The sequence below is a fragment of the Streptomyces sp. NPDC016677 genome (assembly GCF_055562815.1).
This window is the reverse complement of the sequence record NZ_JBVHEO010000025.1, coordinates 30,025-42,019: the sequence shown is the minus strand read 5'-3', so window position 1 is coordinate 42,019 and position 11,995 is coordinate 30,025. Positions and strand designations below refer to the sequence as shown.

Here is an 11,995-nt window from a genome sequence, read left to right as displayed (position 1 = left end):
CTACGCTGCCCTCGACACCCCTCGATCCTGATCATCACAGGCGTCGGCCAGGTGTGTCCGTCGTCGCCCGTTCACGATCGGCACTTGGACTCCGTACCTCATGTCTTGGTTTGAATCCCTCATCCTCGGACTCGTCCAGGGGCTGACCGAGTTCCTCCCCGTGTCCTCCAGCGCGCACCTGCGGCTGACCGCGGCGTTCTCCGGCTGGCACGACCCCGGAGCGGCCTTCACGGCGATCACGCAGATCGGCACGGAGGCCGCCGTGCTGATCTATTTCCGCAAGGACATCGCGTCGATCATCGGGGCGTGGAGCAAGTCGCTGGCCGACAAGGAGATGCGCAAGGACCACAACGCGCGCATGGGCTGGCTGGTGATCGTCGGCTCGATCCCGATCGGTGTGCTCGGCGTGACCCTCAAGGACCAGATCGAGGGCCCCTTCCGTGACCTGCGGATCACCGCCACCATGCTGGTGGTCGTCGGCATCGTGATCGGCGTCGCGGACCGGCTGGCGGCGCGCGACGAGAGCGGCGGCCGGCACCGGGTGGCCAAGCAGCGCAAGGAGCTGACCGACCTCGGCGTCAAGGACGGTCTGATCTTCGGGCTCTGCCAGGCCGCGGCGCTCATCCCGGGCGTCTCCCGCTCCGGCGCCACCATCAGCGGCGGCCTGTTCATGGGCTACCGGCGCGAGGCCGCGGCCCGCTACTCCTTCCTGCTCGCCGTCCCCGCCGTGCTCGCCTCGGGTCTGTTCGAGCTGAAGGACGCGCTGGAGAGCGACCACATCTCCTGGGGCCCGACGATCTTCGCCACGGTCATCGCGTTCGGTGTCGGATATGCCGTGATCGCCTGGTTCATGAAGTTCATCTCCACCAAGAGCTTCATGCCCTTCGTCTACTACCGCGTCGCCCTCGGCATCGTGCTCATCGTGCTGGTCAGCATGGGCGTACTGAGCCCGGACGCGGGCGAGCCGGCCCACTAGGGCCACTCGGGCCTCCGTAGTCGTCCGGTAGCGGACTGTCAGTGCTTGCCCCTAGGCTTGTCGGCATGTTCCCCGATGCCCCGATCCTCGATTCCGCGTGCTCCGCCGCCGAGTTGAACGAGCGGATACGCGCCCTGTGGCAGCGCGCGGGCGGGTCGCTGTCGGCCCAGGAGCGCGAGGAGTACGAGTTGCTGGTGGTGGAGTGGGCGGCGGCGATGCGCGGCGAGGTGATCGAGGCGGCGTGAGGGCGAGCCCCTTGCCCGGACTGCCGCGCCGCCGGCCTGGGCGGCGATCTCGCCGTCCCGCCGGCCGGTGCCTGCCTCATGGGCACGAGGTGGGCGCCGGGCGGGGCCCCAGGCAGGGCCTCGCTCCGTCTCCGCCCCTGTCCCTGTCCCCGTCCCTGTCCCTGTCCCTGTCCCTGTCCCTGTCCCTGTCCCTGTCCCGTGACGGGAGCGTCTCAGCGTCCGCCCGCCACCCGCAGCACCGCGCCCGTCGTGTACGAGGCGTCCGGCGACAGCAGCCAGGCGACGGCCGCGGCGATCTCCTCCGCCCGACCGGCCCGGCGCAGCGGGATGCCCGGGGCCATCCGCCGCACCCGGTCCGGGGCACCCATCGCCGCGTGCATGTCGGTGTCGACGAGGCCGGGCGCGACCGCGTTGACGCGGATGCCCTCCGGGCCCAGCTCCTTGGACAGGCCCACCGTGAGGGCGTCGACTCCCGCCTTGCTCGCCGCGTAGTGCACGTACTCACCGGGGCTGCCGAGGGTCGCCGCACCCGAGGAGACGTTCACGATCGCGCCGCCGCCCCGGGCGGACATCAGCTGCGCCGCGCGGCGCGCGCACAGCAGGGTGCCCAGCAGGTTGACGTCGAGGACCCGGCGCAGATCGGCGGTGTCGCTGTCGGCGAGCTTGCCCAGGCGACCGGTCACCGCCGCGTTGTTCACCAGCCCCGTCACCGGCCCGAGCCGCGTCTCGGCCTCGGCGAAGAGCCGTTCGACGTCCGCCTCCTCCGAGGTGTCCGCCCGCACGGTGACGGCCCGCCCGCCGGCCTCCCGCACCCCGTCCGCCACCGCTTGGGCGGCGGCCGGGTCCCGGACGTAGCCCACGGCCACGTCGTGCCCGTCCGCCGCCAGCCGCAGACAGGTCGCCGCGCCGATGCCCCGGCTGCCGCCGGTGACCACCGTGATGGGACGCGCCACGAGTACCTCCTACCGAGATTTTTGATCGATCATCGATCATCCTAGTGACGAACGGCGGCCACGGCCCCGGTGTGATCAACTGAACGGGTCTCCTGCTGACCGGTTCACCGCGACGGCGCACACTGGAGGCACCGCGGGGTAGGGAGGCGCCCATGAAGACCCTCGGCCACTGGATCACCACCCCCTGGCACCGCTCCCTCCTCGCGGTGCTCGCGGGCGCCCTGCCGGTCCTCGCCTTCCCCGCGCCGTCGCTGTGGTGGTGGGCCTGGTTCGCCCTGGTCCCCTGGCTGCTGCTGGTGCGCGCGGCGCCGACCGGGCGGCGGGCGGTGTACGACGGCTGGTGCGGCGGGTTCGGGTTCATGCTGGCGATGCACCACTGGCTGCTGCCGAACCTGCACGTGTTCACCTTCGTCATCGCCGCGCTGCTCGGCGCGCTGTGGGCCCCGTGGGGATGGCTCGTGCGCCGGCTGCTGGGCGGGACACCCGGGCCGGGCCGGGTGGCGGCGGCGCTCGTGGTGGTGCCGTCGGGGTGGCTGGCGATCGAACTGGTCCGTTCCTGGCAAGGGCTCGGCGGGCCGTGGGGCGTGCTCGGCGCGAGCCAGTGGCAGGTCGCGCCGGCGCTGCGGCTGGCCTCGGTCGGCGGGGTGTGGCTGGTCAGCTTCCTGATCGTGGCCGTCAACGCCGCCGTCGTCGTGCTGGTCGCCGTGCGGCGGGCCCGGGTGACCGCCGTGGCCGGGCTCCTCGCCACGGCCGCCGCCGGCTCCGCGGCCTGGGTGTGGTCGCCGCCGCCCGCCTCCTCGTCGGGTGCCGACGGCCGGGTGCGGATCGGCGTCGTACAGCCCGGGGTGGTGGCCGGCACCGGCAGCCCCGCCCGCCGCTTCGACCGCGAGGAGGAGCTGACCCGGCGCCTGGCCGGGCAGGACGTCGACCTGGTGGTGTGGGGCGAGAGCAGCGTCGGCTTCGACCTGGGCGAGCGGCCCGACCTGGCCGGGCGGCTCGCGGCGCTCTCCCGGCAGACCGGTGCCGATGTCCTGGTCAACGTGGACGCGCGGCGTTCGGACCGGCCCGGCATCTTCAAGAGTTCCGTCCTGGTCGGCCCGGACGGACCGACCGGCGCGCGCTACGACAAGATGCGGCTCGTCCCGTTCGGCGAGTACGTCCCGGCCCGCTCGCTGCTCGGCTGGGCCACCTCCGTCGGCGAGGCGGCGGGCGAGGACCGCAGACGGGGCGGCTCGCAGGTCGTGATGGAGGCCGGGGACGGCCTGCGGGTCGGTCCGATGGTCTGCTTCGAGAGCGCGTTCCCCGACATGAGCCGCCATCTCGCCGAGGACGGTGCCGAGGTGCTGCTCGCCCAGTCGTCGACGTCGACGTTCCAGGAGAGCTGGGCGCCCGCGCAGCACGCGTCGCTGGCCGCGCTGCGCGCCGCCGAGACCGGGCGGCCGATGGTGCACGCCACCCTCACCGGGGTCTCCGCCGTGTACGACGCGAGCGGCGCGCGGACCGGGCCGCGGCTCGGCACCGGCACGAGCGGCGCCCAGGTGTACGACGTGCCGCTCGCGCACGGCACCACGCCCTACGTCCGCCTCGGCGACTGGCCGCCGTACGGGGCGCTCGCCGTCCTCGTCGTCTGGGGTGCCGTCGAGGGCGTACGGACGCTGCGGTTCAGGCGGAGCGCTCCTGGACCTCGCGTACCACCCGCTCGCACAGCTCATGGGTCAGCAGCGCGTCCCGGGCACTGAGCACCTTGCCCGCGCGGACCGCGTCGAGGAAGGCGAGCACCGCCTGTTCGATGCCGCGCTGCCGGGCGACCGGCACCCAGTCGCCGCGCCGCCGCACCGTCGGCTGGCCCTTGTGGTCGATCACCTCGGCGAGGTTGACCACCTGGCGCTTGGTGTCCTGCCCGGAGACTTCGAGGACCTCCTCGGCGGAGCCGCTGAGCCGGTTCATGACGCCGAGCGCGGTGAAGCCGTCGCCGGCGAGCTGCAGCACGACGTGGTGGAGCAGACCGTCCCGGACGCGGGCCCGCACGGTGATGTCGTCGACCTCGCCCGGGACGAGGAAGCGCAGGGTGTCGACGACGTGGATGAAGTCGTCGAGGATCATCGTGCGCGGCTCCTCCGGCAGCCCTATGCGGTTCTTCTGCAGGAGGATCAGCTCGCGGGGATGTTCGGCGCACTGGGTGTAGCCGGGGGCGTGGCGCCGGTTGAAGCCGACGGCGAGACTGGTGTTCCGTTCCTCGGCGAGGGCCACCAGCCGCTCGGAGTCGGCCAGTTCGTAGGCGAGGGGCTTGTCGACGTAGGTCGGGACACCGGCCTGGAGGAGCCGGGTCACGATCCCGGGGTGGACCTCGGTCGGGGCGTGCACGAAGGCGGCGTCGAGGTCCTGGGCGAGCAGCGCGTCGAGGTCGGCGTGGCGCTGGGCCGGCGGAACGCGCAGTCCGTCGGCGACGCGGGTGAGGGTCGCCGGGGTCCGGGTGTGCAGGTGCAGTTCGACGCCGGGCTGGAAGGCGAGCACGGGGAGGTACGCCTTGCGCGCGATGTCACCGAGTCCGATGCAGCCGACCTTCACGGGCGTTCTCCTCAAGGGGGTTGTTCTGCTGGTCGCCCCATGGTCGCCGACCCGGGTGCGCTCGGCAGCATACGGGGGCGGCGGGCGGGGCGCGGGCGGGGGGCAGCGGCGGGCGGGAAGGGACCAGCGGAGGGCGAGGGCGGACGGCGGCCACGCGCCAGACGGGGCGGACGGAGGCCGCAGGATGACGGAGGCCGCAGGCGGCCGGTCGCGTCAGCCGCTGCGGGGCCGGGGCCGCGTGTGCGGGCCGGGCATCACCCGTGCGGGGCATCCTGGGCCGGTCCGGCGCCGCGGGGAGCGGGCGGCCAGCAGAGTGGCGCGGGTGCAGCGAACGACGACGACCGCGACGCTCCTGATGACCGCGGCCATAACCGCCGCCGTCACGGCCGTGACCGGCTGTGTGACGGTCCAGCGTCCGCCCGCCCCCGGCACGGCGGCGGGCGAGGCCCGCCCCTCCGCCCCGCGCCCGGACGGCTCCCGGCGGCCCCCGCCCGTCGAGGCCCCGGCCCGTGAGTCGCTGGAGTCGACCGGCCCCTCCTCACGACCGGAAGAGCCGGGCGGGGCGGAGGAGACCGGCGCGGCGGTGGGGCGGGAGGAGACCGACGGACGTAGGGGACCGGACGGACCGGCCGGGCCACGTTCCGGGCGGAACGACGCGGTACGCGGCCCGGCACCGTCCGCCGCCCCGCCCCGACGGCCCCCGCCGGCCGCCCCGCCGAAGGCCCGGCCGCGACCGGCCCGGCCCCCTCGGCCCGCCCCGGCGCTCCCCGAAGCCCCCTCGGCCGCCCCCGGACAACGCGGCGAGGGCGCGGACGTGTGCGCCCTCGGCCGGACGTACGGTCGCTGGCAGCCGGACAGCCCCGAGGCGTCCATCTGCCGGCAGACGTACGGCCGCTGAAACCACCGGCACTGGCCGGGAGCCACCCCGCCTCCCCGCCCCCGTCCCCGCACACCTCCGCCTCCCGGCTCAGGGCCGCTGCCGCGGTGGCCCCCAGGGGCCGTCCGGCGAGGAACCGCCCTCCCCCAGGCTGCGCTCCAGTCGGCCGATCTCCGCACGGACGCCCGCGGCATAGCGGTCGTCCCCCAGTGACTGGGCCGCGCGGCGGGCCCGCCACAGGTGCAGCCGGGCGGCCTCGGGGCGGCCGAGGCGGTCGTAGTCGGCCGCCAGGTTCAGGTGCAGGGAGGGATAGAGGGAACGCGCGGCGAGCGCGCCCTCGTGGTCCGCCGGGCACCCGGCGGTGAGTTCCTCCGCGGCGGACAGGGCCCGCAGGTCCCAGGCCAGTTCGTCCGCCGGGTCGTCCTGGGTGTCGGCGAGGTAGTGGGCCAGGGTGCAGCGGTGCAGCGGGTCCCCGTGTTCGCCGATCTCCGCCCACAGGCCGAGGTACCGGTGCCGGGCCTCCTCGCGGTCGCCCGCGTGATGCAACATGACGACCTGCGCGATCCGGGTCGGTACGGCGTCCGGTGCCGTCCGCTCCTGTCCCTGGGCCACCGCGTCCTCCGCGTACTCCGCGCCACTCATCCGGCTGTTGCCGACGACGTTAGGCCCCAGCCCGCCGATCACCCCGCAGACGCGGCCAGATCAGCCCAGGTCGGGAATGGTCCAGTCGATCGGCTCGTGGCCCTGCGCCGCGACCGCCTCGTTGATCTGCGTGAACGGCCGGGAGCCGAAGAACTTCTTCGCCGACAGCGGGGACGGGTGCGCGCCCTTGACCACCACGTGCCGCTCCTCGTCGATCAGCGGCAGCTTCTTCTGCGCGTAGTTGCCCCACAGCACGAACACGGCCGGGTCGGGCCGGTCGGCCACCGCGCGGATCACCGCGTCCGTGAACAGCTCCCAGCCGCGGCCCTTGTGCGAGTTGGCCTCGCCCGCCCGGACCGTGAGCACCGCGTTGAGCAGCAGGACGCCCTGCCTCGCCCACGGCATCAGATAGCCGTTGTCCGGGATCGGGACGTCCAGCTCCGCGTGCAGCTCCTTGTAGATGTTCCGCAGGGACGGCGGGATCTTCACGCCCGGGCGGACCGAGAAGCACAGGCCGTGCCCCTGCCCCTCGCCGTGGTACGGGTCCTGCCCGAGGACCAGCACCTTCACCTGGTCGTACGGCGTGGCCTCCAGGGCGGCGAAGACCTCCTCGCGCGGAGGGTAGACGGGACCGTTCGCCCGCTCCTCCTCGACGAACTCCGTCAGCTCCTTGAAGTAGGGCTGCTCCAGCTCGCCGCCGAGCACCTCGCGCCAGGACTCGGGCAGCATGGCGATGTCGGTCACGTCAACTTCCTTACGGTGTGCGGTCGCTCCAGCACCTCAGAACCTACAGGCGACCACTGACAACCGGTGCCGGGGAGGCCGGGAGCCGGGTCTACCAGCTCGTCTTGCGGTGCAGCTCCCACACCATCATGATCGTCGACGGGTCGAGCGCCCGTTCCGCGCCGGAGATGTCCTCGCTGGCCGCCACGTACTGCCGGCCCTGCCACAGCGGCAGCAGCCGGGCGTCGTCGACGAGGACGCGCTGCGCCTCCTCGAACTCCTCCACCACCTCGGCCCGGTCGCTCGCCCGGCGGGAGCGCGGCAGCAGGTCGTCGGTGATCGCGGGGACGCGGTAGGGCGTGCCCAGGGCGTTCTGCTCCCCGACGAACGGGGCGATGAAGTTCTCGGCGTCCGGGAAGTCGGGGAACCAGCCCCGGCCGAAGACCTGGTACTCACCCTTCTGGTAGCCGGCGACGTACGTCTTCCACGGGCGGCTCTTGAGCGTGACCGTGAACAGGCCCGAGGCCTCCAGCTGGCGTTCGAGCGCCTTGAACTCCAGGGCGGTCTCGGAGCCGTAGCGGTCGGTGGTGTACCAGAGGGTGAGGGGGACGGGTTCGTCGATGCCGGCCCGGGTGAGGATGGCGCGGGCCTTGTCGGCGCTGGGGTCGCCGAACTCGTCGAAGAAGCCGGTGGTGTGCCCGGTCACGCCCTGCGGCACCATCGAGTACAGCGGGTCGACGGTGTCCCGGTAGACATCGTGGGCGATCGCCGCCCGGTCGATGAGCTGGGCGACGGCCCGCCGTACGGGCTTGCGGCCCGTCCAGGGGTCGTCGGGGTCGAAGACGAGGTAGCTGATGTCGGCCCCGGTCCCCTCGAACAGCTGGAGGTCCTCCTCCTCGGCGGTGCCGCTCTCCAGGTCGATGACGTCGTCCGCCGCGAGACCGCGGAAGGTCACCTGGATGCGTCCGGCCCGCAGCGCCTTCACCATGGCCTGGGAGGTGTCGAAGTACTCGATGGTCACCGCGTCGTTCCGGCGTTCCGCGTAGCCCTCGTACCGGTCGTTGCGGACGAGTTCGGCCCGCTCGCCGTCCTCGAAGGACTTCAGGACGTACGGCCCGGACCCGACGACCTCACCGTCCCGGCGCACCGCCCGGGCCGGGTAGGTGTCGGGGTCGACGAGGGACATCGCGGGGGTGGCGAGCACGAACGGGAAGGTGGCGTCCGGTTTGTTCAGGTGGAAGACGACCTCGTGCTCGCTCGGTGCCTGGACCCGCTCCAGGCTGCCCAGCAGTCCGGCCGGCCCACCGTCGACGTCGATGGTCCTGATCCGGTCGATCGAGTACTTGACGGCCGCCGCGTCGAGCGGGTCCCCGTCCGAGAAGGTCAGTCCGGTACGCAGTTCGCAGCGGTACACCTGGTTCGAACTGTCGGTGAACGCGCAGTTCCGCGCGGCGTCGGGGCGGGGCGTGGTCGCGCCGTTGGGGTAGCTCAGCAGGGTCTGGTAGACGTTGCGGAACAGTTCCCAGGAGCCGTCCCAGGAGGCGGCGGGGTCCAGCGTGCTGGGCGCGCTGGTGGTGCCGACGACGATCGGCTCGTCCCGGTCCGGGTCGTCGGGCGAGAGGATGCCGCATCCTGCGGCCGCCAAGGACAGGGACGCGCCCGCGGCCACGCACCACAGGCGTCGGTTCCGGTTCCGGTTGAACACGCGCACGTTCATCGATCCCCCGTGTGGCGGTGCCGAACTCGGGCGACCATATCGCAGCGGCTGCCCCTCCGGACCCGCTTTGAACAGGCGTTTTGATCGTTTCGACGGGTGACTACGTTGTCATGTCCTGGAGGAGATCATTCCGCGCGAGGAATCGGCCGTCCCGCGCGGGGAACCGGCCGTCCCGGCGCGGAGAAGGCAGATGCTCCGGCACGGAGAGGGCAGGTGTTCCGGCACGGAGAAGCAGGTGTCCCGCGCGGAAGAGGCAGGCGTCCGCGCGGCGAGGGCGCCGTCCGCTACCGGAGAACGCCCCCGCCGGCGCTCAGCTCACGCCCGCGTTGAGGAAGATGCCGCCGTCGAGCACCAGCGTCTGCCCGGTGACCCAGGCGGACTGCTCCGAGGTGAGGAACGCGGCGGCGCCGCCGACGTCGGAGGGCACGCCGAGGCGGCCCAGCGGGTAGCCCGCTGCGGCCTCCTCCTCGCGGCCCTCGTACAGCGCGGCGGCGAACTTGGTCTTCACCACGGCCGGGGCGATCGCGTTGACCCGCACCTTGGGCGCGAACTCGTGCGCGAGCTGACCGGTCAGGTTGATCAGCGCGGCCTTGCTGACCCCGTACGCGGCGATGAAGGGCGAGGGCGCGATGCCCGCCACGGAGGCGATGTTGACGATCGCGCCGCCGTTCTCCTTCTGCCAGGCGTGCCAGGTCTTCTGGGCGAAGCCGAGCGCGGAGATCACGTTGGTCTCGTAGACCTTGCGCGCGACGTTCAGGTCGAGGTCGGCGATCGGCCCGAACACCGGGTTGGTCCCGGCATTGTTGACCAGGTAGTCGACCCGGCCGAAGGCCTCCATCACCCGCTCGACGGCGACGGCCTGGTGGGCCTCGTCGTGCGCCTTGCCCGCGACGCCGATGACCCGGTCCGCGCCGAGCTTCTCGACCGCCTCCTTCAGGGCGTCCTCGTTGCGTCCGGTGATGCAGACCCGGTCGCCGCGCGCGACCAGGGCCTCGGCGACGCCGTAGCCGATGCCGCGGCTGGCACCGGTGACCAGCGCGACCTTGCCCGAGAGTTCAGTCATGTCCGTCTGTCCCCAGCTTCCCTAGTCGAGCGGTCCGCCGGCCACGTACAGCACCTGGCCGGAGACGAAGCCGGCCGCCTCGCCGGTGAAGAAGGCGACGGCGTTGGCGATGTCGTCGGGCTCGCCGACGCGCTGCACCGGGATCTGAGTGGCGGCGGCTGCCTTGAAGTCCTCGAAGCCCATGCCGACGCGCTCGGCGGTCGCGGCGGTCATGTCGGTGGCGATGAAGCCGGGGGCGACGGCGTTGGCGGTGACGCCGAACTTGCCCAGTTCCTTGGCGAGGGTCTTGGTGAAGCCCTGCATACCGGCCTTGGCGGCGGAGTAGTTGACCTGGCCGCGGTTGCCGAGGGCGGAGGAGGAGGACAGGTTGACGATGCGGCCGAACTTGGCGTCCACCATGTACTTCTGGCAGGCGCGGGACATCAGGAAGGCGCCGCGCAGATGCACGTTCATGACGGTGTCCCAGTCGGAGACGCTCATCTTGAACAGCAGGTTGTCGCGCAGCACGCCCGCGTTGTTGACGAGGATCACCGGCGCGCCCAGCTCCTCGGCGATCCGGGTGACGGCCGCCTCGACCCGGGCCTCGTCGGAGACGTCGCAGCCGACCGCGAGGGCCTTGCCGCCGGCCGCGGTGATCTTCTCCACGGTGTCCTTGCAGGCGGCCTCGTCGAGGTCGATCACGGCGACGGCGTGGCCTTCGGCGGCCAGGCGTACGGCGGTGGCGGCACCGATGCCGCGCGCGGCACCGGTGACTACGGCGACCCGCTGCTCAGTGGTGGACATGCTGCTTCTCCTCGTCCTGGGGATGCGGCTGCGGCGGCCGCGCCCTCGTGCGGGTGAGCGACCGCTTAGTACCTTCGGCAGACGTGACGCTAGAAGCCCTGGCACGCGGTGTCAACGGGACACCGTGCCGGTGTGATCCATCACCCCCGTGCGCCCCGGCCCACCGGCCGCTCAGCGCACCAGCAGCTCAAGCAGCCGTTCGATCTCCGCCGCCGGGTCCGCCGTGAGGCCCGTGTGGACCGGACCGGGCTGGACGACGGTGGAGCGGGGGGCGATCAGCCAGCGGAAGCGGCGGCCGGGGTCGTCGCCGGCGGCCTGTCCGGCCGAGGTGCCGCCGGCGCACACGGCCTCCACGGCGCGCAGGGCGGCGCGCACCCCTTCGACGTCCGCCCGGGGATCGAGGGCGAGCAGCCGGGCCTCGTCCAGGTGGGTGCGCGCGGCGACGAACGCCTTGGCGCGGCAGTACAGCAGCACCCCGGCATTGACGCGTTCGCCGCGCTCGACGCGGGGGACGACGCGCAGGAGGACGTACTCGTAGACGTCCCGCTCGTTGGTCTCACCGCCCCGGATGATGTGCCGTTCGACGACGCTGCCGGCCATGTGGATGTGACGCTCGCTCACTTCTCCCCCTCGATCCCGGTGATCCGCTCGTGGACGGTGGCGGCCCGTGCGAGCAGGGGCCGCGCGTAGGCCCGCCGCAGCTCGTCCGGCGCGTCGAAGCCGGGTTCGCCGTCCAGCCAGGCGTCGGGGATCTCGGCGGTGACCTCGGCGAGGAGGTCCTCGGTGACGCGGGGCGCGAGCTGCGCGGCGGCTGCGCGGACATCCGGCGCGAAGGAGGCCAGGGCGTGGTCCGCGGCGTCGTAGGGGCGGGCGGCGGAGGCTTCGGCGCCGGGCCAGTTGTGGTGCCAGATCATCGTGGCGCCGTGGTCGATGAGCCAGAGGTCGCCCCGGTGGCGCAGCAGGTTGGGGTTGCGCCAGGAGCGGTCGACGTTGTTGACCAGCGCGTCGAACCAGACGATCCGCCCGGCCTCCTCGGGGCTCACCGCGAAGGCGAGCGGGTCGAAGCCGAGGGCGCCGGAGAGGAACTCCATGCCGAGGTTGGTGCCGCCGCTGGACCTGAGCAGCTCCTGCACCTGCGGGTCGGGTTCGCCGAGCCCCAGCACCGGGTCGAGGCCGACGGTCACCAGGCGGGGCACCCGCAGGCCCAGCCGGCGGGCCAGTTCCCCGCAGACGACCTCGGCGACGAGCGTCTTGCGGCCCTGGCCGGCCGAGCGGAACTTCAGGACGTACGTCCCGAAGTCGTCGGCCTCGACGAGTCCCGGCAGCGAACCGCCCTCACGCAGCGGCGTGATGTAACGGGTCGCGATGACTTCCTTGAGCATCGCCCCAGGCTACCGGCGGCACGACCGGCCACCGGGGCCGCCCGACAGCTCGACGACAGCTGTGGC

The 11,995-nt window shown here is 72.9% G+C and carries 13 protein-coding genes; 4 read left to right on the top strand and 9 right to left on the bottom strand.

Features of this window, described 5'->3' with window-relative positions; genetic code table 11:
- The first annotated feature begins 100 nt into the window (after positions 1 to 100).
- Both ACZ3IG_RS35050 and ACZ3IG_RS35045 read left to right on the top strand, forming a co-directional pair.
- Complete coding sequence (locus tag ACZ3IG_RS35050; RefSeq protein WP_467437218.1) at positions 101 to 976, top strand: undecaprenyl-diphosphate phosphatase; 876 nt, start codon at positions 101 to 103, stop codon at positions 974 to 976.
- Positions 977 to 1,041: 65 nt separating this feature from the next.
- The gene (locus ACZ3IG_RS35045) at positions 1,042 to 1,221 is read left to right on the top strand and encodes a hypothetical protein (RefSeq protein ID WP_467437217.1); all 180 of its coding nucleotides are present in this window, start codon (positions 1,042 to 1,044) and stop codon (positions 1,219 to 1,221) included.
- A 212-nt stretch (positions 1,222 to 1,433) separates the two neighbouring features.
- Here ACZ3IG_RS35045 and ACZ3IG_RS35040 read toward each other — a convergent pair whose 3' ends face one another.
- Positions 1,434 to 2,174, bottom strand: coding sequence for an SDR family NAD(P)-dependent oxidoreductase (locus ACZ3IG_RS35040; RefSeq protein ID WP_467437216.1), 741 nt, complete (start codon positions 2,172 to 2,174; stop codon positions 1,434 to 1,436).
- Between the two features lie 152 nt (positions 2,175 to 2,326).
- Between ACZ3IG_RS35040 and lnt the strand changes: the two genes are divergently transcribed.
- Positions 2,327 to 3,913, top strand: coding sequence for an apolipoprotein N-acyltransferase (lnt, locus tag ACZ3IG_RS35035; RefSeq protein WP_467437215.1), 1,587 nt, complete (start codon positions 2,327 to 2,329; stop codon positions 3,911 to 3,913).
- On the opposite strand, the gene ACZ3IG_RS35030 is transcribed toward lnt, so the two are convergent.
- Entirely contained in the window at positions 3,837 to 4,742 is a 906-nt protein-coding gene (locus tag ACZ3IG_RS35030) for a Gfo/Idh/MocA family protein (RefSeq protein ID WP_467437214.1), read from the bottom strand. The genes lnt and ACZ3IG_RS35030 overlap by 77 nt on opposite strands.
- A 355-nt stretch (positions 4,743 to 5,097) precedes the next feature.
- Between ACZ3IG_RS35030 and ACZ3IG_RS35025 the strand changes: the two genes are divergently transcribed.
- On the top strand, positions 5,098 to 5,640 hold the full coding sequence (locus ACZ3IG_RS35025; RefSeq protein WP_467437213.1) for a hypothetical protein: 543 nt from the start codon (positions 5,098 to 5,100) through the stop codon (positions 5,638 to 5,640).
- Positions 5,641 to 5,709: 69 nt separating this feature from the next.
- Here the strand turns inward: ACZ3IG_RS35025 and ACZ3IG_RS35020 are convergent, their stop codons facing one another.
- From ACZ3IG_RS35020 to ACZ3IG_RS34990, 7 genes are all read right to left on the bottom strand, one after another.
- Entirely contained in the window at positions 5,710 to 6,261 is a 552-nt protein-coding gene (locus ACZ3IG_RS35020) for a hypothetical protein (RefSeq protein WP_467437212.1), read from the bottom strand.
- Positions 6,262 to 6,321: 60 nt separating this feature from the next.
- Entirely contained in the window at positions 6,322 to 7,005 is a 684-nt protein-coding gene (gene ung, locus ACZ3IG_RS35015) for a uracil-DNA glycosylase (RefSeq protein ID WP_467437211.1), read from the bottom strand.
- Between the two features lie 91 nt (positions 7,006 to 7,096).
- Entirely contained in the window at positions 7,097 to 8,701 is a 1,605-nt protein-coding gene (locus ACZ3IG_RS35010) for an ABC transporter substrate-binding protein (RefSeq protein WP_467437210.1), read from the bottom strand.
- Between the two features lie 310 nt (positions 8,702 to 9,011).
- Positions 9,012 to 9,764, bottom strand: coding sequence for an SDR family oxidoreductase (locus ACZ3IG_RS35005; RefSeq protein WP_403544610.1), 753 nt, complete (start codon positions 9,762 to 9,764; stop codon positions 9,012 to 9,014).
- Positions 9,765 to 9,785: 21 nt separating this feature from the next.
- Positions 9,786 to 10,547 carry a 3-oxoacyl-ACP reductase FabG gene (fabG, locus tag ACZ3IG_RS35000; RefSeq protein WP_215168830.1) on the bottom strand — a complete coding sequence of 254 codons (762 nt, stop codon included), beginning with the start codon at positions 10,545 to 10,547 and terminating at the stop codon, positions 9,786 to 9,788.
- Between the two features lie 171 nt (positions 10,548 to 10,718).
- The gene (locus ACZ3IG_RS34995) at positions 10,719 to 11,168 is read right to left on the bottom strand and encodes a DUF3037 domain-containing protein (protein ID WP_467437209.1); all 450 of its coding nucleotides are present in this window, start codon (positions 11,166 to 11,168) and stop codon (positions 10,719 to 10,721) included.
- Entirely contained in the window at positions 11,165 to 11,929 is a 765-nt protein-coding gene (locus ACZ3IG_RS34990; RefSeq protein WP_467437208.1) for a HipA family kinase, read from the bottom strand. Before ACZ3IG_RS34990 ends, ACZ3IG_RS34995 begins: the two co-directional genes overlap by 4 nt.
- Between the last annotated feature and the right edge of the window lie 66 nt (positions 11,930 to 11,995).

Bases quoted from the DNA above. Each gene is read 5' to 3' on its own strand.
- ACZ3IG_RS35050 (WP_467437218.1), top strand. From the start codon at position 101: ATGTCTTGGTTTGAATCCCTCATCCTCGGACTCGTCCAGGGGCTGACC.
- ACZ3IG_RS35045 (WP_467437217.1), top strand. From the start codon at position 1,042: ATGTTCCCCGATGCCCCGATCCTCGATTCCGCGTGCTCCGCCGCCGAG.
- lnt (WP_467437215.1), top strand. From the start codon at position 2,327: ATGAAGACCCTCGGCCACTGGATCACCACCCCCTGGCACCGCTCCCTC.
- ACZ3IG_RS35025 (WP_467437213.1), top strand. From the start codon at position 5,098: ATGACCGCGGCCATAACCGCCGCCGTCACGGCCGTGACCGGCTGTGTG.
- ACZ3IG_RS35020 (WP_467437212.1), bottom strand. From the start codon at position 6,261: ATGAGTGGCGCGGAGTACGCGGAGGACGCGGTGGCCCAGGGACAGGAG.
- ACZ3IG_RS35010 (WP_467437210.1), bottom strand. From the start codon at position 8,701: ATGAACGTGCGCGTGTTCAACCGGAACCGGAACCGACGCCTGTGGTGC.
- ACZ3IG_RS35005 (WP_403544610.1), bottom strand. From the start codon at position 9,764: ATGACTGAACTCTCGGGCAAGGTCGCGCTGGTCACCGGTGCCAGCCGC.
- fabG (WP_215168830.1), bottom strand. From the start codon at position 10,547: ATGTCCACCACTGAGCAGCGGGTCGCCGTAGTCACCGGTGCCGCGCGC.
- ACZ3IG_RS34990 (WP_467437208.1), bottom strand. From the start codon at position 11,929: ATGCTCAAGGAAGTCATCGCGACCCGTTACATCACGCCGCTGCGTGAG.